This is a genomic window from Microcoleus sp. AR_TQ3_B6, from assembly GCF_036702785.1.
Lineage (GTDB): Bacteria > Cyanobacteriota > Cyanobacteriia > Cyanobacteriales > Microcoleaceae > Microcoleus.
The window spans coordinates 152,655-178,311 of sequence record NZ_JAUBVJ010000001.1; the positions used below are offsets into that span (position 1 = coordinate 152,655).

The window sequence follows — 25,657 nt, forward strand, 5'->3', positions numbered from 1 at the left end:
ACTCCGACGCCGACTCCCACAGCAGCACCGACTCCGACTCCGACTCCGACGCCGACTCCCACAGCAGCACCGACTCCGACTCCGACTCCGACGCCGACTCCCACAGCAGCACCGACTCCAACTCCGACTCCGACTCCGACTCCGACTCCGACTCCGGCTCCAACTCCGACGCCGACTGCTTCGAGGATTCCGATTCCGCCGACAGTTAGCGTGCCTGATTCGCCCCTGCGGTCAATTAGTTCGATCGCCCCCACGCCGCATCCCGGACTATTGCCAATGCCCGGGCAGACGCCGATATTCCCGACGGTGCCGAACCCGATATCCTTACCTCCTACACATTTTGGGTTCTAGGCGCGATCGAGCAAGCTCCTGACACGCCAGTTGCGAGTGAGTGAATTAACTCGCAACTGTTTTCGTCTACTAAACAAATTCTTGTCTTCTCCTAATCGATTCGCTCCTGACACACCAGTTGCGAGTGATATCATGTCCGGTCGATTACCCTTCCTCAGGTAGGGGTCCGTGAGCCAACAAGATCTGCCAACAATTTCCAATCTCAAAAACCCGCCCGGCCGAGATATTATGGTCAATCTATCGGACATGATATGAGTGAATTAACTCGCAACTGTTTTCGTCGAGTAAACAAATTCTTGTCTTCTCCGAGAAGATAACGGTAGACATTGGTAGTATTTGACACTCCCCGGTCTAAAGACGCGGGGATTCTACATTCATCGACAAAACTTGCTCAACCAGGGTTGCCCCAAGTAGAGTAGCGGTTCCATCTCCTGTAGCGTTAATTCGGCTGTGTCCAAACCTATTTTTACCTAAATTGAGAATATTTATTGCTGCATTTGTATCTCTCTGTAACTCACATCCACAACTACATTTATGGGTGCGAGTTGACAGAGTTTTCTTAACTATTGCACCACAATCACTGCATTTTTGTGATGTGTAATGAGGTGGAACCGCAACAGCTTTCGCTACCTAATTTAACAGCAAAATATTCTAACCATTGACGGAAAGCAGCCCAAGCTACATCATTTATAGACTTGGCAAGGCAATGATTTTTTACCAGGTTCTTAACATTTAAATCTTCATAGACTACTAAGGCGTTAGCCTTGCACACGTTACGCGCAACTCTTTTTGCGTGTTCACTCCGTTGTCTATTTACTCTTAAATGTTTTCGAGCGTATCTGGCCCGTGCTTTTCGTCGTTGGTTCTTACCTTTCTCCTTTTTGTAAATCTGTTTTTGAGCGTGTTTAATCGCTTTTTCTGCTTTCTTTAAAAACTGTGGATTTGGTTCATGGTGTCCATAGGAATCCGAATAAAAATACTCTAGTTTAACGTCTAAACCAATTTCAGCGTCAGCTATTCTCGGCTCTGATTGAACTTCTATATGCAAGCAAAATTAATATAAAAACCATCAGCCCGTTTAAGGAGTCGGACTCGTTTGATAGATTTTACAGAATATGTATGAATCTCCCATTTTCCCAATAATTTCACTTCACCAATAGCTTTTTTGTCGGTAAAAGTTATACGCCGTTTTGTTGGATGAAGTGACCAGCCGCTAGTTTTATATTCCACGCTCGCGGTTATCTTTCTGGAACCTCGGAAAGCCTTTTTTTCCGGGTTTTTGGGATTGACAATTACTGTAAAATCTATCAATAGCTATCCAGGCTCTTTCAGTGGCAGACTGACACGCCATTGAATTGAGTTATTCTACAAACTTAAACTCTTTTCGCAATGCTGCCCTTGTAATTATTCAAAGCTATCCTATTGAGCTTGGCTTCTTTGGGCGCATCCATCCAATAGCGTATAGCCTTGTTTCTGATGAACTGAGTAGTTCTAATAGCTTTATTAATAGCTAATTTTTGCTTTTGGCTAACTACTGCTTTGTACTCTAATACCAGCATTGCATTATCACCTCCTTGGTAATTTCTCCTGTTAACTGCTATAGTAACATGATTGTATAGCCATTGTGAGGCATTAAGGAAGAACAAAATATCAAATATTAGGCTGAGCCAAAAGCGTTACTATAAGTTACTCTTATTGTCTGCTCAATCAGATAGAACTATTAGCAGTCTCCTGGATGAATGGATAGATTCTTTGCCTGAACCACAAAAAGAAAACTTCACGGCAGGGTAAACCCTGCGGAGTGGCTTTCATCCCTGGGCTGAGGCCACAGGGTGTTCAGCCTACTTTTTTATAATCACATAGGCTCCCGTTTAAAACCAGCGCGCGCTCAGCATCCGACTAAGCGAAAAAGTTTCGTAGTAAAAGTAACGGATCGGCACCCAAAAACGTAACGCATTGAATAGCACTTTCAATATTTTGTTGAAAGCTTTGAGAGATACCTCCCTATCAGGCATCGCTAAAACCGATGCCCGAGGGGCAATACACAGTAGATTTAGGTGAATTCCTAGGTTTACCGGGTTAAATGTATCTGAAAACTCATGCACGCCATGCACTCAAAACTCAAAACTCAAAACTATTTAAGACCTTGCGGAGTCTCGGCCGAGTCTTGTGGCGACTCCGCTGGAGAATCTTCTAGGGGAGATAATTGTTGGGTGTACCCCAAGAGCGATCGGAGTTTCATGCGGTGGATGTAAGGCCAGCCGCCATTGGCTTCAATATTCTTGAGTAGTTTGTAAAGTGCTTGGCGGTTGTCGGGAAAAGACGCTTGAAATAAACCGTCCCGAATTTCCCGGTGCGAAGCTTCCAGCGTCCGCAGAACGGCCAAAAGCAGCAGACTGTCTCCCTGACAACTTTCGGCTAAAGTCCGAATCGCCTCTGTCAGCGATTGCATTTGAGACTGCAACTTTTCTGACTCTAAATCTTTGCCGTTGTCCATACCGCTGCTTCCTTTGAAATCTACAAGGCGTTTGTCCCCAGCCTTTTGGTCAGCCGACTAATCGAGCTAGTCGCGATCGCCATTCGGGGCCATAAGCAAAGTAACTTAAGTAGGTTGACTTAAGCAATATTAATTTGCAGTCCAAGTCAGGAAAAGAGCACAACCCGTCGTACCATGTGTATTGGGCTGGGATCCGAACATGATTGAGAAATCATAAGTTTTTGCTTATTTTCACTCTCACTAGCTTGATTTTGTGAGTCAATGCCGGTGTCCGTGAAGCGAGCGATTGGATCCAAATGCTGCCCAAAGCGCTGGCTGTGCCTGCAGGTGGGCAAATATATTTTGCTCGAAGTAGGGCTTTTTCTTAAGTATCAGCCGGGAAGCCCAAGGGGTGTATTTAGAGGGGAGTTAAAGGAGGCGCCCCGGCCTCTTTACCCTGAATCAATCACGCCTCTCGAGTTCTCGGCGTGGCGGTCCCTGCTTGGGAAGCTGGCCAATTATCTTTCCGGAGCATCCTGATTTTCAATGTACTTTCTGGCACGTTGAAACAGTAATGAAGAAAGTGGCGGTGGTTCTACGTCACTCAAAAAAGCCCTTGCCTCCAGCGAAAAAGAAGCCTGCAGTCGAACGGTACGACCTTGACCGTCAGGTTTGTTAACTATAATCCGATGTTGGATATTGAGGTTGGCAGTCAACGACCCTGGTCTAAAGACACGCTGGCTTCGGGCCTGAAAGCTTGAATCACAGTTGACCAGACTCAGTACCTGCGTACTACGTTAACGGTAAGAGTTAAAGACCCACCAGGGGATGCTTTGCATAGTTCCTTGAAGCGCGAAATTTAGGATTAAACAGATTTATGGGGTTAAGTCAGTGTCCTAAATATAGTATCGACCGTTAACTAAAGCGCAAGCTAACATCACCCCTCTCAATTAGGCTCGAAAGAGCAAACATTATGCGTGAGCGGGTTGCGACCTTTGAGGTGGTAATTGTCAAGAGTGAAAGTACACTACATTCATTACACCTTTTCTAGCAATCCCCGTGTAATGGAAAGATTCACGGCGGTTTCAACCGCCGAGCCGTTTCCCTCTCAGCGTCTAAAGAGGCTGAGGAACCCACTTACCGAATTTTTTTATGAAATATCGTGCTTTAATAGTTGCACTTTTAGCATTTTGCATGAGTGCGCTGGTTGCTTGTTCTTCTGCTCCTGACACGACGGTGGCGACTACCGAGGTGCTCACCTACGACGAGATTAGAGGTACTGGATTGGCTAATAACTGCCCTAGCTTGGCAGAAACTTCTCGGGGATCGATCCCTATCGAAGCGGGCGCCACCTATAAACTGACTGGTTTGTGTTTGCAGCCCACAACTTATTTTGTGAAGGAAGAACCAGCAAACAAACGCCAAGAAGCGGAATTTGTGCCTGGTAAATTGCTGACGCGGTTCACGTCGAGCATTGACCAAGTTCAAGGTACGCTCACGGTGGGTAATGACGGGACTCTGACTTTCAAAGAAGAGGACGGCTTGGACTTTCAAGCAATTACGATTCAATTACCGGGCGGAGAGCAAGTACCTTTCTTGTTCACTATTAAAGAGTTGGTAGCCAGTTCCGAACCCGGAGTGGTTGCTATCAATACTTCGACCGATTTGCGAGGCGAGTTTAACGTTCCTTCTTACCGCAGCGCAGGCTTTTTAGACCCTAAAGGTCGCGGGGTAGCGACTGGCTATGACAATGCTGTAGCGCTTCCGGCTTCTGACAATTCCAAACGTGTGCGGGCTAATGTTAAGGTGGCTGACACCCGCGCCAAGGCTGGCAAAATTTCTCTCCAAGTTGCTAAAGTCAACAGCGGCACTGGCGAAATCGGCGGGATTTTTGAGAGCACGCAGCCTTCGGATACTGATTTGGGAGCTAGACCCGCTCTGGATGTGAAAATTCGGGGTTTGTTTTACGCTCGCATTGAGCCTTCTGTATCGTAAAATTCGCGATCGGGATCGATCGAACTTGAGCAGTTTTTTGCCCTAAAGTTACTGCTCCCCCTTCATTAGCCAACAGTCTTGAGCAATATAACTTAAGACTGTTGACTAATGACTAAATTTATGATGGCATTCTGGTCAGTCGCAAGTTATGAAGTTGGGATTTTTAATTAATTAAAGTATTGTATTCAAACCGCTTTCAGATTATAATGTCGGGCTAATTATATTTCGGGAGCATGGTGATTTTGAATGTACTTTCTGGGATGTGGAAACAGTAATTAAGAAAGTGGCGGTGGTTCTGGGTTACTCAAAACAGCCCTGGCGTCGAGGGAAAAAGAAGCCTGCGGTCTAACGGTACTCAGTTGACCGTCAGCTTGGTTCGCGTGCTAGGATTGCACTACAATCAAGGTCAACGACCCTGGTCTAAAGACACGCTTGCTTCGGGTCTGAAAGCTTAAACCACAGTTGACTAGGCTCAGTACCTCCTGTACTACGTTAACGGTAAGAGTTGAAGACCTACCATGGGATGCTTCGCATAGTTCCTTGAATCGCGAAAATTAGGATTAAACAGATTTATTCGGTTAAGTCAGTGTCCTAGATCGAGTACCGGCCGTTAATTAAGGCGCAAGCTAACATTATCCCTCAGATAGAGGCGAGAAAGAGCAAAATCATTATCGGCTCGCCAGTTGCAAAATTTGAGATGGTAATTGTCAAGAGTGAAAGTACACTATAAAAGTACACAGAATCTAGCAATCCCCGGGTGATGGAAAGATTTACTCGCTTATTGAAATCCCCGCGTAGTTTCCCTCTCAGGTCTAAAGACGCGCTCGTTTTCTACTTACCGAATTTTTTAGATAAATTTTTTTAGACTAGATTGGAAACTAGATCTGAAGCAAAATCAGTCCTCTGCTCTACCCACCCTTATGCAGCTATGTCTACCACAGTGCCGAACGAGCTAAAAAGCGAAAATTTGCAATTGTTGCGCGAGTACGAACTTTCTGGATCGAATGAAATCCGCAATCAGTTAGTTAAACTGAATATTGGACTGGTGAGAAAAGAAGTTTACCACTGGCTCAACCAGTGCAGTGAAAGCTACGACGATTTGCTGCAAGTCGGGTGTATTGGGTTGATCAGGGCGATCGAGCGATTTGATCTGTCGAAGGGACACGCTTTTAGTTCCTTTGCAATTCCCTACATTCGGGGCGAAATTCAACACTACTTGCGGGACAAAAGCCCTTCTGTGCGAGTTCCCCGCCACTGGCTGTCCCTGGAACGCAAATCTATAGCAGCGATCAAGGATTTGCAGGTGCAGTTCAACCGCAAACCTACGGATGCTGAAGTAGCAGCAGTGCTTGAGGTTTCTGTAGAAGAATGGCAAGAAATTAAGTTGGCCCATCTCAACAGATCGCCTCTGAGTTTGGACGCGCCGGTGCAAGATGAAGATGAGGGGGCTACTTGTCTGGGAGAATTGGTTCCCGATAGCAAGTATCGGAGTTTTCAGTTGGCGCAGGAGGATCAAATCCGCGTACAGCAAGCTTTGGCTATGCTGGAAAAACGGACTCGCGAGATATTGGAGTTTGTTTTTCTCTACGATTTGACGCAGAAGGAAACGGCCGAACGCTTGGGTATCAGTGCGGTGACTGTTTCTCGGCGAGTTAAGAAGGGGCTGGATTTGCTGAAGGAAATTATGACAAAACAGCTTTAGTTATTAGTCATTGGTCATTAGTCATTAGTCATTGGTCAGCAGTAGTTATACCAATTCACAAAAGTAGTGCTACATATAAATTATCAGCTATCGTCTGTAGGGAAACGGCACTGCCGTGTCCTGCCGGTGGTGAGAGCGACTGAACGATAATTTATATAAGACAATTACTGTAGCAAGACTTTTTAAAATCGGTATTAGTCAACAGTCAGCAGTAGTCAGTCAACAGTCAATAGTCAACAGCGATCGGTAATTAGTCAGTTGCTACCAAGAACAAATAACAAATGACTAATGACTAATGACTAATGACTAATGACTAATGACTAATTTTTTAGATGCAGCGGACAAATTTGTCGAGCCTTTCTACGGCTTTTTTAATTGTGCCTAAATCGGTAGCGTAAGACAAGCGAATGTGGTCGTCTGCACCAAAAGCAATCCCCGGAATAACTGCTACTTGCTGCTGTTCTAAGAAAGCGTCGCAAAATTCCAGAGAATTCATTCCAGTCTTGCTGATGTTGACAAACATATAGAAAGCACCGTCTGGTTTGATGCAGCTAATTCCGGGGATAGCATCGAGTAATTCAAATATTACTTGACGCCTTTGGGCAAAAGCTTGACGCATTTTTTCGACAGACTCTTGGCTGCTTTCCAAAGCGGAGATCGCGCCGTACTGTGCAAAGGTACACACATTTGAGGTACTGTGACCTTGAATGGTGCTGGTGGCTTTGATTAATTCGATCGGCCCGGCCAAATAACCGACTCGCCAGCCTGTCATCGAGTAAGCTTTGGCAAAACCGCTGCTGATCAGGGTGCGATCGAAGATTTCTTTGCCTAGGGAACCGATGCTGACGTGTTGGGCGCCGTCATATATAATTTTTTCGTAAATCTCATCAGCAACGACTAAAATATCTCGATCGACTATCACCTCGGCCAGTGCTTTGAGTTCGGCCCGAGTGTACACCATTCCTGTCGGGTTAGAAGGCGAATTCAGCACAAATAACTTGGTTTTGGGAGTAATCGCTCCACTCAGTTGTTCCGGTGTAATTTTATATCCTGTAGAAGCATCTGTCCGTACAATTACTGGCTTGCCGCTGGCGAGTTTCACCATTTCTGGGTAGCTCAGCCAGTAGGGAGCCGGAATAATTACTTCATCTCCAGGGTCGATCGCAGCCATCATCAGATTGTAGAGCGAATGCTTGCCGCCGTTGGTGACCAGGATATTTTCCGGTTGATAGTTGAGATTGTTGTCGGATTGGAGTTTGCGGGCGATCGCAGCTTTTAACAGCGGTTCTCCAGCCACAGGGCCGTACTTAGTCTTCCCCGCGTCTAAAGCTTCTTTTGCCGCTGCTTTAATGTGTTCGGGCGTATCAAAGTCTGGTTCTCCCGTACTCAAACTACAGACATCAATCCCTTCGGCCTTCATGGCTTTAGCCTTAGCTGCGATCGCCAAGGTTATCGAAGGAGGAACCTCACCCACTCGTGCTGCCAACTTAATCATTGGATTTTAGATATTAGATTTTTGACTTTAGATCTTAGGGTAAACTACCCCACGGCTAGAAGCCGGGGGCTTTCAGTAGCCCTGATGTGGTCTGCAAGATTGCAGGACAACACCGAACCTCCGAGCGGGTTTACAAATGCCGCTCCAACAATTGAAATCACCTTTGAACCATTCTCATCGGCATCACCATGATTGCCACAATGCCCACATTTAAAACTCTTGCCACTCCGATAAGACTTCCCTTTTATAGGGTGGATGTGCAAGCAGTTATTGCAAGTCTGGCTGGTGTAGGCCGGGTTAACCGCTACCAATTCAACACCATACTTCACAGACTTGTAGCTCAAAAATAATCGCAGTTGGAAGAATGCCCAGCTATTACTGCGTCGGCGCTCATTCTTGTTTCTGGGTTGCTCATTGGTACGCTCTCTGATGCCTGTCAAATCTTCAATTGCAATGATTGCATTGTTTTGGATTGCCGACAGAACAATCAGTTTACTGATGTTGTGGTTCAACCAAGTTTGGTAACGTCGCTCCGAGCCCGACAGCCGTTGCAAAATCTGTCTTGCCCTGCGGCGAGTAGACCTTGTGCCTTTCGATGCTTTTTGTTGGAGTGATGCTCTGACCAGAGCAAATTTGTCTCTAGCGCCTTGAATCTGTTTGCCGTCCCATTTATCCCCGATGCTAGTTACTGCGATATCACGGCGTCCAAAGTCCACTCCGATTACTTGAGTCGAGTCGATCGGCTCAGGTGCTTCATTTTTGAGTTGAATATGGACGTAGTATTGCCCGTCACGATGCTTACACAATTGAGCGCTAGTCGGCACTCTGCCCTTGAGCTTGCCTCTCTGGTAGTTGCCTGCATTCAACTTGATATGCTCGCGCCCATCCAGTAATGTCAGGCTGACTTTCCAATCCTTCTCTCTGAAAGCAAAGATTCGGGCATCGTAATCGGCACTGGTAGGAGAAAAAACCTTGACAGGCTTGCCATTGATTTTCTCCGTTTTGCGGTTAGCGCCAACGCGCGCACAAACTCTAACCGTTTGATTGGCGCTCAATCCAAATTGTTGACGCAATTCCTGATAGACCAAGTTCTGAATCGTGGTTTTACTGGTTATCCCAACTTTAACCGTTTGATTTGCCCAGTTGCAAGCATCTGCAAACGCCTTCAGCAAAGCGTCTATTTTAGAACATTGTTCAGGTGTCGGTTGGAGCTTACAAACTATAGTCAGAACTTGTTCCATAATTGAGAAAGCCTCACCATGCGATCTATCTAATTCTACAGCACAACTGAAAAAACTCTGTTTATTTTCAAGGCGAGGGTCGTCGCAACCGCGTTCCTCCCCAAGTCGGTCGCCAGGGGCTTACCGCTCGTTTTTTTGGTGACAAATCTTGATATTCAACCCTTTTGTTAGGGAATTCTGACATTTGTTTATATAGTAGGTAAAGGATTAAGCAATAAAAGAATAAAAATTAAAGAAAGTCTTAGTTTGAATTTTTATTTTTAATATTTTAAATTTTGAGGTTATTATTGTAGCATTTTTGATGCCTCGTTACCTTCAACCCGGATCTGCAAGCTTATGGATCTCAAATCTCTAATACGCGACATTCCTGATTTCCCGAAGCCGGGAATTATGTTTCGAGACATTACAACTTTGCTGCGGGACCCGCAAGGGCTGAGCTACACCATTGACAGCTTAGCCGAAAAATGCTCAACAATGTCTGTTGACTATGTGGTGGGCATGGAATCGCGGGGCTTTATCTTTGGCGCGCCTTTGGCTTATAAAATGGGAATAGGCTTTATTCCTGTCCGCAAACCGGGGAAACTGCCTGGTGCGGTTCATTTTGCTGAGTACGAGTTGGAGTACGGTGTCGATCGACTGGAGATGCACCGAGATGCCATGACCTCGGGTAGCCGAGTGCTGATTGTGGACGATTTAATCGCGACTGGCGGAACAGCGGCGGCGACGGCTAAGTTGTTGGAGCAAGCTGGTTGCGAGCTTGTCGGTTTTGCTTTTATCATCGAATTGCAGGCTTTGGGCGGCAGGCAGAAATTGCCGGATGTGCCAATTGTTACCCTAGTGGAGTATTAGTCAGTTAACTGTTGGCTGTTAACTGTTAACTGTTGACTGCTGAATAAAAACTACTGACAAATAATATCGTTGACCTTTGCATCGGAATAATAGTTTTCGGAGTGCAGTGCGATCGTTCCACTCAGCTTCGAGAGTATAATTCCGATGTATAGCAGAAGGAATAAAGAAGAAGGAAGAAGCAATAAAATCAATCGTTTCAGCTCTTAACAACGTCCTAACCGTCGGGCGCGGTTGCTATAACCGGATTTGATATATAGCAATCCTTACAGGAGTGGTAAACTTTTTACCCCACCCCAACCCTCCCCGAAACCGCTCGCTCGGGAGTAAGAAATTCACGAATGATTTAGGATTGCTAGAAGAATGAACTAATGATATCAGTTAGAAAAAGAATGCAAATGTAAACACGCTCCCAACCTGGTATTTATGAGTCATTCACAATTACTCAATCTAAAATCTAAATTACTCAATCTAAAATCTAAAATCTAAAATCTAAAATCCTATGACTTCTATTAAATTGAATAAAAATTCGCGAGGGTTGAGTTCTCTGTTTGGCAGCGAGACATTTACTTATGTTGTCAAGCGACTGTTGCAGGCACTTTTAACCCTATTTTTGGCATCGGCTCTTTGTTTTGCAATTATTGAGCTAGCACCGGGAAACTACTTGGATACTTTGAGCCAAAATCCCAAGATTTCGCCGGAGACACTCAAGCAACTAGAACAGCAGTTCGGCTTAGATAAACCAGCTATTGTGCAGTATTGGCTGTGGCTGCAACAAATTGTGACGCGGGCGAATTTTGGCACGAGTTTTGTGTATCAGCGATCCGTAGCTTCGCTGCTGTGGGAACGGGTACCGGCGACGTTATTGATGGCGATCGCATCTTTGATTGTGACATGGGCGATCGCGATTCCCTTGGGAATAGTCGCCGCCGTCAATCAAAACCGCACAGTCGATCGAGTTCTGCAAGTAGTCAGCTACACCGGACAGGGATTTCCCAGCTTTATCACAGCGTTGCTGCTGCTATTTTTTGCTCAGAATACTTCGCCTCTGTTTCCCGTCGGAGGAATGACAAGCATCGACCACGCAGACTTACCTTGGTGGAGTCAAATCCTCGATTACGGCTGGCACTTAATTTTGCCAACAGTCGCCCTGAGTGTTACTGGTTTTGCTGGTTTGCAAAGATTGATGCGCGGACAATTGTTGGACGTACTGCGTCAAGATTACATCCGAACAGCACGGGCGAAAGGTTTGCCGGACGATCGAGTAATTTACATTCATGCTTTGCGGAATGCTGTCAATCCGTTGATTACGCTGTTGGGTTTTGAGTTTGCTAGTTTGTTGAGCGGTGCGTTTATTGCCGAATATTTCTTTAATTGGCCGGGTTTGGGAAAGCTGACTCTGGAGGCGGTGAACAATCAAGATTTGTATTTAGTAATGGCAAGTTTGATGATGGGTGCGACCATGTTGATTGTTGGGAATTTGTTGGCAGATTTGCTGCTCAAAGCTGTCGATCCTCGGATTAAGCTGGAAGATTTGAAATAGTAGACTTAATTCAGTAACAGAAGGTACGCAAGAGCGATTTGTAATAGTCAACAGTCAACAGTCAACAGTCAACAGTCAACAGTCAACAGTATTCTCATTATCCATGCCCCATGCCCCATGCCCCATGCCCCATTACCCATCTCGGAGTGTTTTATGTCAGAACAAAAACCAAACGAGCCAATGAGTTTTAGCCGCTTTGCCAACTGGTGGAGGCATCTTCACAACCTTCCACAAAAGGCAAGCCACAAAGTTAAACCGTTGTTAAAAAAGGCTGGCACTGAGGACGCACAAGCAGCCCAGCAGAGACTTTCCAGCATGACAGAACTGATACTCTCCCACCATCAAATTACCCACATCAGCTCCCTCGGCTCGCTCACCAATCTGACAACACTGCATCTGGGCGACAATCAAATTACCGACATCAGCTCCCTCGGCTCGCTCACCAATCTGACAAAACTGAATCTCTACATCAATCAAATTACCGACATCAGCTCCCTCGGCTCGCTCACCAATCTGACAACACTCGATCTGTGCGGCAATCAAATTAACGACATCAGCTCCCTCGGCTCGCTCACCAATCTGACAACACTCGATCTGGGCTTCAATCAAATTACCGACATCAGCTTCCTCGGCTCGCTCACCAATCTGACAACACTCGATCTCTGGCGCAATCAAATTACCGACATCAGCTTCCTCGGCTCGCTCACCAATCTGACAACACTAGATCTGGGCTTCAATCAAATTACCGACATCAGCTTCCTCGGCTCGCTCACTAATCTGACAACACTAGATCTGGGCTTCAATCAAATTACCGACATCAGCGCCTTGCGAGCGCTCACCAATCTGACAACACTAGATCTGGGCTTCAATCAAATTACCGACATCAGCGCCTTGCGAGCGCTCACCAATCTGACAACACTGAATCTCGACAACAATCAAATTACTGGTATGTGCGTGTTAGGCCTCCTCGCACAGAAACGTCTTACTCTCTCGACTAGACCAATTGATGCTCAGAAAGCCACAGAAGCAGTCAAAGTTGCCTATGCGGCTATTGGCCTAGAAGAACCAGAAGTTATTGTTTGCAGCAGTCCCCGCGACGCTTTTCTCCAAATCTTCAACTTGCTAAAAGGCTACCATTCACCAAACTGGTCAAACCAAGGGCATGGGAATAGATTGGGGAAAAAGCTCCACTGGAAATGGATGTCCATGTTGCCATCGATTGTGAGAGACTTTACAAGTCCGGCGGTGCGGGAGTATGGGCTCCGTAGCATGACGATGGAGTCGGAAGCAGACAGCATACTGAGCTCGCTAATGTACGAATGGGTTGAGGAATATGCTCGATCGGAACGAACGAAGGGGAATGTTTTTCCCGATCATTTGTTCGACCTGAGCTCCCTTGAAACCCCCACGGCTTTGTTTAAAGAAATCTATTGGAATGAATTTTGTATCTCTTCATTAGGCGTCAATATTTCCCAAAAGGAACAAGAAATAGTTCGCTCCCAAAAGCTGCTTTTCGAGCATTGCGGTTGGATATTTCCCTTTGAAAAGATTTGCGCGGTGTGCGATCGCCCGCGCCACCTGCGCTTTGACAGTCAAAACCGCCTGCACGCGGAAGGAGAACCTGCGATTGAGTTTGCGGACGGATGGAAGTTTTACTATTATCACGGCGTCAAATTGCCTGAAAAATACGGCAAACTCCACCCCAATCAATGGCACTCTCAATGGCTTTTAACAGAAGAAAATGCCGAGCTGAGGCGAGTGTTGATTCAAGGGATTGGTTACGATCGCATTTGTCAAGAATTGTCAGCAAAACAAATAGATAGTTGGCAGAAATATGCACTATTAAAAATAGATAATGCCTCGGATTGGGAGGAAATTTATTTGTTAAAAATGACTTGCCCGAGTACGGGATTTATTCACGCTTTGAGAGTTCCACCTAACCTGAGATCGGCTAGGAAGGCAATTCGCTGGGTAAATTGGGATATCGATCCCGAGGAATTTTCCGTGCAGACTTGATAGAATGGTGGCGATCGGTTTCTGCAAGTAGTCAGCTACAGGGGACAAGGATTTCCTAGCTCGATCGCAGCGTTGCTGCTGCTATTTTTTGCTCAGAATACGAAGCCTCTGTTTCCCGTCACAGGAATGAGGAGTATCGATCGCGCAGACTTACCGAATGTGGGGTCAAATCCTCGATTACGGCTGGCACTTAATTTTGCCAACAGTCGCCCTGAGCCTTACTGGTTTTGCTGTCCGGCAAAGATTGAGGCGCGGACAATGGTTGGACGTACTACGTCAAGATTACATCCGAACAGCACGGGCTCGCAGGTTTGCCGGACGATCGAGTAATTTACATTCACGCTTTGCGGAATGCTGTTAATCCGTTGATTACGCTATTGGGTTTTGAGGCAAGCTAATTTGTTGAGAGGTGCGTTTATTGCCGAATATCTCTTTAATTGCTCTGGTTTGGGAAAGCTGACTCTGGAGGTCATGACAAATCTTGATTTGTATTTAGTAATGGCGAGTTTGATGATGGGTGCTACCATGTTGATTGTTGGGAATTTGTGGGCGGATTTGCTGATGAAAGCTGTCGAGCCTCGGATTAAGCTGGAAGATTAGAAAAAGTAGACTTAACTCACTAATATGAGGTAGGCAATGGCGATTTGTAATAGTGAACAGTCAACAGCCAACAGTCAACAGTCAAAAGTATTCCCATTATCCATGCCCCATTACCCATCTAGGAGTGTTTTATGTCAGAAAAACAACCAAACGAGCAAATAAGTTTTAGCGGCTTTGCGGACTGGTGCAGGCATATTGACAGTCTTTCAGAATCGGCAAGGCACACAGTTAAAGTGTTGTTAAAAAAGGCTGGCACTGATGACCCTGAAGCAGCGGAGCAGATACTTTCAAGCATGACAAAACTGGATCTCCACAACAATCAAATTACCGACATCAGCTTCCTCGGCTCGCTCACCAATCTGACAGAACTGCATCTCGCCTACAATCAAATTACCGACATCAGCTTCCTCAGCTCGCTCACCAATCTGACAACACTGTTTCTCCTAGACAATACAATTACGGACTTCAGCTTTCTCGGCTCGCTCACCAATCTGACAACACTGTATCTCGCCAACAATCAAATTACCGACATCAGCTTCCTCGGCTCGCTCACCAATCTGACAGAACTCGCTCTCGCCAACAATCAAATTAGCGACATCAGCTTCCTCGGCTCGCTCATCAATCTGACAACACTCAATCTCAGCAACAATCAAATTAGCGACATCAGCTTCCTCGGCTCGCTCACCAATCTGACAGAACTCGATCTCAGCGAGAATCAAATTACCGATATCAGCGCCTTGCGCTCGCTCACCAATCTGACAACACTGTATCTCCACAACAATACAATTACCGATATCAGCAATAGAATTACCGATATCAGCGCCTTGCGCTCGCTCACCAATCTGACAACAGTGTTTCTCCACAACAATCAAATTACGGCTCTGTGCGTGTTAGGCCTCCTCGCACAGAAACGTCTTATTACTCTCTCGACTAGGCCAATTGATGCTCAAAAAGCCACAGAAGCAGTCAAAGTTGCCTATGCCGCTATTGGCCTAGAACAACCCGAAATTATTATTTGTAGCAGTCCCCGCGACGTTTGTCTCCAAATCTTCAACTTGTTCAAACACGACCGTAATAGATTGGGGAACAATCTAGACCGGGAATGGATGTCCCCTGTGGGAGAATTTGCAAGTCCGGGTCTGTGGCAGTATGAGTTCGATCGCATGACAATCGAGCTCGAAGCAGACAGCACACTGAGTTCGCTAATGAACGAATTGGTTGAAAGCTATGTGCGATCGGAACAAACGGAGCGGAATGTTTTTCCCAATCCTTTGTCATCCCTTAAATCCCCAGAAACCCCCACGACTTTGTTTAAAGAAATCTATTTAAATCAATGGTATATCTCTTCATTAGGCGTCAATATTTCACAAAAGGCACAAGAAATACTTCGTTCCCAAAAGCTGCTTTTCGAGCATTGCGGTTGGATATTTGCCTTTGAAAAGATTTGCGCGGTGTGCGATCGCCCCCGCTACCTGCGCTTTGACAGTCAAAACCGCCTGCACGCGGAAGGAGAACCTGCTATTGAGTTTGCGGATGGATGGAATTTTTACTATTATCACGGCGTCAGATTGCCGGAAAATTACGGCAAATTCCACCCAAATCAATGGCAATCCCAATGGCTTTTAACAGAAGAGAATGCCGAAGTTCGGCGAGTGTTAATTGAAGGAATTGGTTACGATCGCATTTGTCAAGAATTGTCAGCAAAAAAAATAGATAGTTGGCAGGAATATGCACTATTACAAATAGATAATGCCGATATTGAGCCGATTTGTTTGTTAAAAATGACTTGTCCGAGTACGGGATTCATTCACGCTTTGAGAGTACCGCCTAACCTGGCATCAGCTAGGGAGGCAATTGGCTGGGTAAATTGGGATATCGATCCAGAGGAATTTTCCGTCCAGACTTGATATAGCAGAAGGAAGAAGTCCGAGGGAAGTCGGAAGAAGGAAGAGTTAATAGTAGCAAGGATTTCAGCGATCGAGAATGTCCTTGTTTTAATTTCAGAAACGAGATGACAATTCCTGCAAGAACGAGCTAGGCTAGCTGTAAGCATCTATTTCGATCGGGACTTACGCACGGGTGGCCAGAAACCTGGTTTTTTGTGAGAAGACGCGTTATAGCCCGTAAAAACGACAAAAACCCGGTTTCTTTGGTGTTGATGCGTAATATCGTGTCCGGTAGATTAGCGATTTGTCGTCTGGCGGGGGCAGGTTTATGAGATTGTGGGTTTTAGGCAATTATTGTCGGTGAACCTGCCCCTACAAGACATGGCATTATGTAATAACGGAGCGGATCGATCGGACTTGATATAACTTCTGTTCATGCCAGGAATGCACCGATAAAATTTTATTCACCCTCCAAACATGGCAAAACAACTAGCAATAGAAACTCGCGGGCTGACGAAACAATTCGATCGCCATATAGCCGTCAATGACATCGATTTGCAAGTAGCAGCAGGCGAAGTATGCGGGCTGATCGGCCCCAACGGTGCGGGCAAAACTACTTTGCTGCGAATGTTGGCGGCGGCTGAGGAACCGACTATAGGGGAAATATACATCAACGGGGATAGGTTATTGCGCGATCGATCGCACCCGCTTCTCAAACAGCGCATCGGCTTTCTTCCCGATGACTTTCCCCTCTACGACGACTTGACTGTTTGGGATTATTTAGACTATTTTGCCCGACTCTACAACCTCCAGCAACCGCGCCGCCGAGAGCGAATCAACTCCGTGTTAGAACTCGTGCAACTAACCAACAAGCGCAACAGCTTAATTTCCACCCTGTCGCGGGGGATGAAACAGCGCCTGAGTTTGGGGAGAACTATCATCCACGAACCGCTATTGTTGTTGTTAGACGAACCCGTTTCTGGCTTAGATCCGATCGCCCGAATGCAGTTCCGCGAAATTATCAAAGCTTTGCAAGAAGTCGGCATGACCGTAGTCATATCATCTCACGTCCTTAGCGATTTAGCCGAACTTTGTACCTGGGTCGGCATCATGGAACTCGGATATCTGGTCGAAAGCGCACCTTTACAAGAACTTTACAAACGCCTCAGCCGCCAGCAAATTTTCATGTCGGTTTTAGGAAATAAATTAGAAGCGCTAACATCGGAATTAAAAAACTTTCCTTGGGTGGAAAATTGGGCAATAATCGCGGAAACCCAACAGGTGTGCGTTGATTTTTCAGGAAGCCCGGAAGATGCCGCAAATTTATTACGCCAACTCGTCGCGGCCAACATTCCCCTAACCGAATTCCACTGCACTCAAGAAGACTTAGAAACCATCTTCCTCAAGATGGGACACCAGCAAGCATCCTAATTTGTTTTTTCCCTCCTTAGCAAGATGAACAGTGAGTTATAACTAACTCATCACCCATTCCTAATCACGAATAACCAATGACACTCCACTTACTAGACAAAATAGGCAACTGGAATCCCCAGTTATTTCGAGAAATCAAAGGCCGCTTGAAGAGTGGCAATATGGCGATTGCCTCGGCTTTTTCGCTAAGCGGTCAACTGCTGCTATTCATGTATTACAGCGCCCAGATACCCGTTACCCCTCCTAAGGGGGAGTACACTTACCCCATCTATCACAGATTTTGCATTTTTAAAAATGCCAATTCTGATGAGAAACAATGCGTCAGAGATGCCTTGGGCAACTTTGTCATTAACTGGCGGGAGTGGTGGCTAGAGATATTCATTTGGCTGAGCATATTGAGCGTGTTAGCTTTATTAGTAGCAGGGACTTATATGCTTGTCAGCGACTTAGACAAGGAGGAACGCCGCGGCACGCTCAACTTTATTCGCCTCAGTCCCCAGTCTGCCAAAACAATTTTTCTGGGCAAAATTCTTGGCGTACCAATTCTACTTTATTTAGGAGCAATTCTTGCCGTACCCCTGCACCTGTACGCTGGATTAGCTGCTCAAATACCCCTGAATGAAATTTTATGTTTCTACACAGCGGTTGCAGCTAGCTGTGCTTTGTTTTACAGCAGTGCAATGCTATTTGGATTGACAACCAGTTGGTTGGGAGGATTTCAACCTTGGTTGGCTAGCGCTACGGTTTTTGTTGTGTTTTGGATTTCTTGGCTTCCGCTCACGCGATCTGCTGGGGATGTGTTACATTTTTTGTCTCCCCTTGCTATCGTGAGATATCAGCTTTTTCTAGTTGATAAAACTGATTTCGATTCGTTAGTTGAAAACTTAGACAAGTTGCAATGGTTTTACTCGCCAGTGGGTACAAATATTGCCAGTGGCCTTGCTTTGTGTCTCTTGGTTTGTGGTACAGGAACCTACTGGATGTGGCAGGGATGGCAGCGCCGCTTTCCCAATCCCAGTGCTACAGTTTTGAGCAAGCGGCAAAGTTATTTGCTAGTTATCTGCTGTCAGGTAATATTTTTAGGGTTTGCACTCCAATCAGACCCCCCATACAGCGCTAATCTCATCTGTTTACTTATCTTGAATTTGGTGATGTTCTTAGGTTTAATTGCAGCTTTAACATCTGACAGACAATCATTGTACGATTGGGCGAGGTATCGGAAACAAAACGTTCCCAGCAATCAGAAGCTGTGGCGGCGCTACCCACTCCTCGATTTAATTTGGAGCGATAAAAGTCCGGCTGTAGTTGCGATCGCGATCAATTTCCTCAGCTCAGTAATAATTTTAACACCTTGGGCGCTGTTGGAAAAAAGTGAGAACAATGGATTTTTGGGTGTAATTTTCTGCCTGAATCTCATCCTAATTTACGCAGCTATCACCCAACTATTCCTATTTACCAAAACCCGAAATCAGGAAATGTGGGCCATCTGCACAGTCGGTGGCGCTATCTTGTTGCCGCCTCTGATTTTATGTATGCTCTTGCTAACTCCAGAAAAAGCTCCTATTCTCTGGTTGTCTTCAATATTTGGTGGCTTTTGGTCTTCGTCTCTGGCAGCGTCAGGAAATACGATTTTGCTCTCCATACTGAGTCAGTGGAGTGTCTTGGTGTTGTTGAATTTCAAATTGCGATCGCAACTCAAACTCGCAGGAGAATCAGCTTCTAAAGCACTGCTGAAAGCTTGAAAAACCAGGGGAAGCGATCAAACGTGAAACTCGCATTCAGGTAGGGGCTTAAACCCCTGCTTGAAAGCTTAAGTCCTCTTCAGACAATTGTTCCACTTATTATGCCAATTCCGCATTGATAATCCACTTTATATTGAGCGATGGCTGTCGCGGCTACACGCACAAAGGCCACCTTCGCCGGCTTTAAAATTAAAGTTGAAAAATAATTTCTGACTGTACAGATCCAAAATTAGAGCTTTAACGTATATTACTATATCCACAAAGTACAAAATTTTATACAGCAGATTGCAGGTTTATGAAGTACACCATGCTATCGATAAATCCCCGTAGGGACACTCTTGCCCGGCCGTGTCTAAAGCTGCACTTCATAAACCTGGGATACGCTGTAAGTTCGCACCGATAAAAATTTCAGCTTGCCTGTTTGCAGTTGAGCTGCGATCGCCCGCCAGCTACACACCCAACTATAAAATACGGCTCAGCGATCTGTATTGAGGAGTGGGTTTATTTGAATCGGGGGGCGGGTTGATATATCATTTTAGCTGCCTGTAATACTTTTCGTGCAACCAACCCCTACAGCATAAAATAAGAAAAACTATCCTAAAAGTGCAAATTTGTGATATTTTGACTGAGAATACCGCCGCCGTTAGGCAACGGAAGTATTAAATATATAGGGTGACGAGAGCATGGCCGAAATAAGAGACACCGCACAAGCAAACTTGCTAGCTGGAACTTCAGAAGATGACCTGATTTTTGGTTTGATAGGCAATGACACCATTGCGGGAAACTCTGGTAATGACAGCATTTTTGGAGGAAAGCAAAGCGATTTAATTGATGGCAATTCAGGTCAAGATTCGCTTTTTGGAGATTTAGAGAACGACACTATTAACGGCGGAGAAGGTAACGATTTTTTAGTGGGCGGAAAAGGCAGCGATTCCATATCGGGAAACTCCGGGAATGATGTTTTGTCGGGCGATCGAGGTACTGATGTCCTCATAGGCGGAGACGGGGCAGACATATTTGTTTTGAGGCGCTACGCTGAGGCTGACCCGAACCGCACCAGCGGCGGTGTTAGTTTGGCAAGTGCGGACGCGATCGCCGATTTTGCACCCGGTACAGATTTAATCGGTTTGGCGGGAGGTCTGAGTTTTAGCGACTTAAATATTCTGGAAGCTGGAAACGATACTGTTATTCAAGACCGGGTAACAGGAGAATTTCTCGCTACTCTCAGAGGGGTGAGACAAAGTGCGATTAACCAGGCAAGTTTCACTAATAATATTGGCAGCGTTGTTCCCAATTCCCCGCCTCCACCGCTGACAACGGCTTATGGTTTAACTCCTACTAATCGGATTGTCGGTTTTAGCCTTTCCAATCCGCAAAGGGTCCTCACAGATTTGCCCGTGACTGGATTGCAGCAGGGAGAAAGTTTGCTGGGAATTGATTATCGACCGGCTAACGGTTTGCTTTACGGTGTGGGTTCTAGCAATCGCTTGTATACTGTCAATCCGAGAACCGGAGAAGCAAGTCAAGTTGGTAGCGGGCAATTTGCTGTTCCCCTAACTCCGGGGGCTGCGGGTTTTGATTTCAATCCGACGGTCGATCGAATTCGGTTTGTCAATCAAGCCGGTCAAAACGCCCGCCTCAACCCGGATACCGGGGCAATTGTCGATTTTGACACGCTGGCGGGGGGAATTCAATTCGACGCTTCTTTGGCTTACCGGGCGGGCGATACCAATTTTGGAAGTTCTCCGGCTGCTGCAGGGGCTGCCTATGTGAACAACTTTGCGGGGGGAACTTCGACAACTTTGTTTGTAATTGACAGCAATTTAGACGTTTTGGTGCGACAAGATCCGCCGAATAATGGAGTGTTGAATACGATCGGATCTTTGGGAGTTGATGCTGGTACCGTTCTCGGCTTTGATGTCAGGAGTGTTGGCGGCCGCGAGGTGGCAGTGGCGGCGCTGGAAGTTGGTGGCGTTTCAGGCTTGTACAATATCAATTTAAGTAGCGGTCAAGCTTCCTTTGTCGGTCCAATTGCCGACGGGAGACAGATTAACGGTTTGGCTGTGCCTTTGCCTACAGCTTACGCCTTAACTGTCAGAAATGGCGCCGAAACAATTGTCGGCTTTAACGAGGCCGCACCCCAGGCTATTCTCAGCGACGCGGCAGTTACGGGGTTGGAGCCGGGAGAAAGTTTGCTGGGAATTGATTTTCGCCCCGCTAACGGTGTGCTTTACGGTGTGGGTTCTAGCAATCGCTTGTACGCCATCGATCCGGTGACTGGGGCTGCAACAGCAGTCGGTAACGGGCAGTTTGCTGTTCCCCTAACTCCGGGGGCTGCTGGTTTTGACTTCAATCCGACGGTCGATCGAATTCGGTTTGTCAATCAAGCCGGTCAAAACGCCCGCCTCAACCCGGATACTGGGGCAATTGTCGATTTTGACACGCTGACGGGGGGAATTCAACTCGACGCTTCTTTGGCTTATGCTGCGGGAGATCGCAATTTTGGCAATCCTCCGGCGGGTGTGGGGGCTGCCTACGTGAATAATTTTGCCGGGGCAACTTCGACAACGCTGTTTGTAATTGACACCAATTTAGACGTTTTGGTGCGGCAAGATCCGCCGAATAATGGGGTGTTGAATACGATCGGGTCCTTGGGAATTGATGCTGGTACCGTTCTCGGCTTTGATGTCAGGAGTGTTGGCGGTAACGAGACGGCTTTGGCTGCGATCGAGGTTGGGGGAGTTTCGGGCCTGTACAATATCAATTTGACGACCGGTCAAGCTTCGATCGTCGGTCAAATTGGTGACGGGCGAGGGATTAAAGGTTTAGCACTGACTTTGATTTAACTGCTAGATTCCCAGGGATTTTAGATTGATTTTAGGCATCAATTATGTAGTTTTTAGGTAGAAAATTGAAAAAAAGTCAACTTTTCTACAATCTCAAATTGCAGGACTAAGGCCAACTGGCTACAAGTCGATGGTCATGTGACAGTTGGCCTTAGTCCTAATTGTCAATCTAAAATCCTTCGGGCAATTCCAAATACTTCGGCTGCGCGAGAGTACAAGTTCAAAATTCCAAATTCAAAATTCCCAACTTGAGGTAACATATTATTTTGACAACAAAGATAAGATGTTATCTCAAGTTTTTTACTTACTCCGTTCCCGCAGTGACGGCAAATATCTCTGTGCCAATCCCAATCCAGATGCGGCAGTTAGTTACCTGCTGATGTTTCGCGAAGACTATGACGCTTTGAGTTATCTCAACGCCCACGCTGCTGAGGTTGCCGATCGATTCGGAGTAGAATCGATTTCCGGTTCATCTGTGAAAACGCTCCTCGAACGTTGGGGATTTAACGGTGTGGGGGTTGTTCAAGACCCGCTGTTACCTAATATTGAGTTTTTAACCACTCGTTAGGGTCGCTTTCTGCGATCTCAAATCTCAAATCTCAAATCCACAATCGAAGTAGGATCGCTTTCTGCAATCGAAAATCTAAAATCGAAGTAGGATCGCTTTCTGCAATCGAAAATCTAAAATCGAAAATCTAAAATCGACAGATGCACCATATATAGTGCAAATTGTCAAATTTGTCAAGCTTTCACTCTAAATCTGAATCCTGTTGTATATTCGTAGTCTGTTGATTTATTCCGACACGTCAGTACACAACCTATGGTTCGAGAATTAGAGCGATCGAGTGCCAGCGAGAAACGCAACCTCTCCGATTTCCCCGAAACAGCACCCGCAGCCAATCCAGTATTTTTTAGGACTTACAGCCGCCGTACCGAGACGGGAAGGGAGACTTGGGAGGAAGTGTGCGCGAGAACAGTCAAGGGGCTGCAAAAGCTGGGAAACCTCACCCCCGAAGAAACACAACTGCTGCACCGGATGCAAAACCAGCTCAAAACCCTCGCTTCAGGCCGCTGGCTGTGGGTAGGTGGCAGCAAATGGATCGAGCAACCAGAGAATTTTTCCGGCGCATATAATTGCTCCTCAACAAATATTCTCGACTGGCGTTCCTTTGGTTTGTTGATGGATTTGGCAATGATGGGCTGCGGCACTGGGGCAATCTTGGAACCACAATATATCAACCAACTGCCACCAATTCGCAACCGTTTAACCCTAACCATGCAAGGCGAAATCGGCTCTACACCCGCCCAGTCGCGCCGTCAAGCAACCGAAATAAAAATAGCAGAAAAAACCGCAACTATTTATGTCGGAGATTCTCGCCAAGGTTGGGTAAAATCCTATCAAACTTTGCTGGAATTATCCACAGATGAAAGATTTGCAGGAGAAGTTCAAGTATTCATAGATTTGAGCGACGTTCGCCCGGTGGGAGAACCTTTAAAAGGTTTTGGCGGAGTAGCAAATCCGGTGAAATTGCCCGACCTTTATCAGCGCTGCGCCGCTATTTTGAATAAAGCTTTAGGACGGCAGTTAAATTCAGTTGAATGCTGCGTGTTGATAGATGAAGCTGCGGTGACAATTGTTGCTGGCAATATTCGCCGAAGCGCGGGAATTCGTCAGTTTTCTTTCGATGACGAACTAGGGGCAAATGCTAAAAACAACCTGTGGCAACAAGATGATAACGGCAACTGGAGAATAGATCCAGAACGTGATGCCCTTCGGATGGCAAATCATACCCGCGTTTTCCATTCCAAACCTACATTAGAAGAATGTATTGAGGCTGTTAGAAAACAGTATTATTCGGGTGAAGGTGCGATTCAATGGGCTGGCGAAGCTGTAGCTAGAGCTAACGTTGACTTACTTTCAACACAGAGTCTTAAACTTGAATTTTTGAAAGCTTACGACCAAGGAGAAGCTAAAGAGTGGTTGCAGGAACGCCATCCTAATATGACTGCTGGCGAGTTAGAGCATCGGTTAGTCCGCATGGGCTTAAACCCGTGTGGTAAGTAATTTTGCCTCACGTAAAAAACCTCGCAAAATCGGAGAAAACTGAGATGTTAACTCCGAGGTAAGTAAGGGAATTAAAAATCCTTTACCACCGTAGAGCGTACCGGGTGAACCTTCTTTTGTGAAGAATATAATCCTGGCAAGAGTGCGGGGCATTTACAACTAGAGTAAATGAAAAAGTACGCCGAGCTACAGGTAAAATGGAATCTGTAGAACTAAAGGATAAAAAGCCTTTAGGGTAACAAAACTGGAAATCATCGGCTCTAACTTCCACTGTAATCTTTCTGAGGTTCACCTCAATCAAATTGACCCTTACAATTTCAAAGAACAGGAGGAAGCTTTCAGGGCTGCGGCTCTATCTGTCGCGGTACTTCTCAATCACAACTTTCTTGAACCCCGCTATCAATACAGCCGCGAACTAGACCCGATTGTCGGCGTATCTTTCACGGGATTGTTCGATTTCTTCGTTCACGCTTTCGGCGTTGAGTGGCTGCGCTGGTGGGTGGAAGGCCGCCCGCAAACTCCGCAAGGAATCGCTTTTAAACAGCGGGAAGAAGAGTATTTGACTCGTTGGCGCGAGATTGTCAATCGGGTAGTATGGGATTATTGCGATCGCCATTCCTTAAAACGCCCAAATCGCTGCACAACGGTTCAACCATCGGGTACTAAATCTCTGCTGACAGGTGCTTCGCCGGGGTGGCATCCGCCGAAAGCCCAGCGTTTCATTCGCCGGATCACTTTCGGCAAAAACGACCCCGTAGCCCTCGCCTGCATCGACTACGGATACAACGTGATTCCGTCTCAATCTGACAAGGATGAAAACGGCAATTTGCTGAACAATCCCTTCGACGAACGCTGTACAGAATGGCTGGTAGAAATACCTGTGGCGGTAAGTTGGGCTGACTTGCCCGGTGCTGATGAAATTGACATTAACAAGTTCTCAGCGGCCGCACAAATGGACTTTTATATGCAGGTGCAAAAGTTCTATGTCAGACATAACACTTCGGCCACGATTGAACTGCGCGAAAATGAAGTGGAAAGTTTGGGTAGGCGGATTTATGAAGCGATTCGCGATGATGAAGGCTACATTTCTGCAGCGCTTTTGGCTCGGTTTGATGCACTTGAAACTTTCCCGCGTTTGCCGTTTGAACCGGTGAGCAAAGAAATTTACACCAAGATGGTGGAAGAGACTTTAGCGCGTCGCCAAATAGATGTTTTTCATGCGGCACTAAGTCGCTATGACTTGGGTGAAATGATGGATTCGGGACCGGCGGGCTGCGATTCAGATAAGTGTTTGATGCCGGAGACTAAGACTATGTAATAGCCTTGAAGGAAATCCCCCGTTTGGGGGATTTTTTTATGTTTAATTGCAAATAAACAAAAAATCGTAGGGGCGGGTTTTACCAACCATAATTGCCTAAAATC

General features: G+C 46.2%; 14 protein-coding genes and 6 pseudogenes. 16 read left to right on the forward strand and 4 right to left on the reverse strand.

Translation table 11 applies throughout. The annotated features are described in order from the left end of the window. Positions 1 to 351 (forward strand): annotated as a pseudogene (locus tag QUB56_RS00720) (calcium-binding protein); the annotation flags it as partial. Positions 352 to 702: 351 nt separating this feature from the next. Here the strand turns inward: QUB56_RS00720 and QUB56_RS00725 are convergent. Both QUB56_RS00725 and QUB56_RS00730 read right to left on the reverse strand, forming a co-directional pair. Further along, a pseudogene (locus QUB56_RS00725) lies at positions 703 to 1,910 on the reverse strand (RNA-guided endonuclease InsQ/TnpB family protein). 575 nt (positions 1,911 to 2,485) lie between these two features. Further along, positions 2,486 to 2,848, reverse strand: coding sequence for a hypothetical protein (locus QUB56_RS00730; RefSeq protein ID WP_332952300.1), 363 nt, complete (start codon positions 2,846 to 2,848; stop codon positions 2,486 to 2,488). Between the two features lie 1,131 nt (positions 2,849 to 3,979). Here QUB56_RS00730 and QUB56_RS00735 point away from each other — a divergent pair. Both QUB56_RS00735 and QUB56_RS00740 read left to right on the forward strand, forming a co-directional pair. Continuing rightward, positions 3,980 to 4,822: a photosystem II manganese-stabilizing polypeptide gene (locus QUB56_RS00735; RefSeq protein ID WP_332952301.1), complete on the forward strand. Its 843-nt coding sequence runs from the start codon at positions 3,980 to 3,982 to the stop codon at positions 4,820 to 4,822. A gap of 928 nt (positions 4,823 to 5,750) precedes the next feature. Then, positions 5,751 to 6,524 (forward strand): RNA polymerase sigma factor SigF, encoded by a 774-nt coding sequence (locus QUB56_RS00740; protein ID WP_332952302.1) that lies wholly within the window; start codon positions 5,751 to 5,753, stop codon positions 6,522 to 6,524. Between the two features lie 328 nt (positions 6,525 to 6,852). Here the strand turns inward: QUB56_RS00740 and QUB56_RS00745 are convergent, their stop codons facing one another. Both QUB56_RS00745 and QUB56_RS00750 read right to left on the reverse strand, forming a co-directional pair. Then, complete coding sequence (locus tag QUB56_RS00745; protein WP_332952303.1) at positions 6,853 to 8,019, reverse strand: pyridoxal phosphate-dependent aminotransferase; 1,167 nt, start codon at positions 8,017 to 8,019, stop codon at positions 6,853 to 6,855. 44 nt (positions 8,020 to 8,063) lie between these two features. Beyond that, on the reverse strand, positions 8,064 to 9,260 hold the full coding sequence (locus tag QUB56_RS00750; protein ID WP_332952304.1) for a transposase: 1,197 nt from the start codon (positions 9,258 to 9,260) through the stop codon (positions 8,064 to 8,066). A gap of 336 nt (positions 9,261 to 9,596) precedes the next feature. On the opposite strand from QUB56_RS00750, the gene QUB56_RS00755 reads away from it, so the two are divergent. From QUB56_RS00755 to nrdJ (QUB56_RS00805), 13 genes and pseudogenes are all read left to right on the forward strand, one after another. Next, positions 9,597 to 10,109 carry an adenine phosphoribosyltransferase gene (locus QUB56_RS00755; RefSeq protein ID WP_332952305.1) on the forward strand — a complete coding sequence of 171 codons (513 nt, stop codon included), beginning with the start codon at positions 9,597 to 9,599 and terminating at the stop codon, positions 10,107 to 10,109. Positions 10,110 to 10,608: 499 nt separating this feature from the next. After that, positions 10,609 to 11,649 (forward strand): ABC transporter permease, encoded by a 1,041-nt coding sequence (locus tag QUB56_RS00760; protein WP_332952306.1) that lies wholly within the window; start codon positions 10,609 to 10,611, stop codon positions 11,647 to 11,649. A 315-nt stretch (positions 11,650 to 11,964) separates the two neighbouring features. After that, positions 11,965 to 12,582, forward strand: a pseudogene (locus QUB56_RS37050) (leucine-rich repeat domain-containing protein); the annotation flags it as partial. A 498-nt stretch (positions 12,583 to 13,080) separates the two neighbouring features. Next, positions 13,081 to 13,665 (forward strand): annotated as a pseudogene (locus tag QUB56_RS37055) (DUF6745 domain-containing protein); the annotation flags it as partial. Positions 13,666 to 13,677: 12 nt separating this feature from the next. Then, positions 13,678 to 14,265: pseudogene (locus QUB56_RS00770) on the forward strand (ABC transporter permease); the annotation flags it as partial. 293 nt (positions 14,266 to 14,558) lie between these two features. Continuing rightward, a pseudogene (locus QUB56_RS37060) lies at positions 14,559 to 15,137 on the forward strand (leucine-rich repeat domain-containing protein); the annotation flags it as partial. Beyond that, positions 15,138 to 16,172 carry a DUF6745 domain-containing protein gene (locus tag QUB56_RS37065; protein ID WP_445243298.1) on the forward strand — a complete coding sequence of 345 codons (1,035 nt, stop codon included), beginning with the start codon at positions 15,138 to 15,140 and terminating at the stop codon, positions 16,170 to 16,172. Between the two features lie 456 nt (positions 16,173 to 16,628). Continuing rightward, positions 16,629 to 17,582 carry an ABC transporter ATP-binding protein gene (locus QUB56_RS00780; RefSeq protein WP_332952311.1) on the forward strand — a complete coding sequence of 318 codons (954 nt, stop codon included), beginning with the start codon at positions 16,629 to 16,631 and terminating at the stop codon, positions 17,580 to 17,582. Between the two features lie 77 nt (positions 17,583 to 17,659). Then, complete coding sequence (locus tag QUB56_RS00785; RefSeq protein WP_332952312.1) at positions 17,660 to 19,324, forward strand: hypothetical protein; 1,665 nt, start codon at positions 17,660 to 17,662, stop codon at positions 19,322 to 19,324. Between the two features lie 683 nt (positions 19,325 to 20,007). Next, positions 20,008 to 22,170 carry a DUF4394 domain-containing protein gene (locus QUB56_RS00790; RefSeq protein WP_332952314.1) on the forward strand — a complete coding sequence of 721 codons (2,163 nt, stop codon included), beginning with the start codon at positions 20,008 to 20,010 and terminating at the stop codon, positions 22,168 to 22,170. 283 nt (positions 22,171 to 22,453) lie between these two features. Next, entirely contained in the window at positions 22,454 to 22,738 is a 285-nt protein-coding gene (locus QUB56_RS00795; protein ID WP_332952315.1) for a hypothetical protein, read from the forward strand. 252 nt (positions 22,739 to 22,990) lie between these two features. Continuing rightward, positions 22,991 to 24,235 (forward strand): ribonucleoside-triphosphate reductase, adenosylcobalamin-dependent, encoded by a 1,245-nt coding sequence (gene nrdJ, locus QUB56_RS00800; RefSeq protein ID WP_332952317.1) that lies wholly within the window; start codon positions 22,991 to 22,993, stop codon positions 24,233 to 24,235. A gap of 253 nt (positions 24,236 to 24,488) precedes the next feature. Further along, complete coding sequence (gene nrdJ, locus QUB56_RS00805; RefSeq protein WP_332952441.1) at positions 24,489 to 25,553, forward strand: ribonucleoside-triphosphate reductase, adenosylcobalamin-dependent; 1,065 nt, start codon at positions 24,489 to 24,491, stop codon at positions 25,551 to 25,553. Positions 25,554 to 25,657 lie beyond the last annotated feature (104 nt).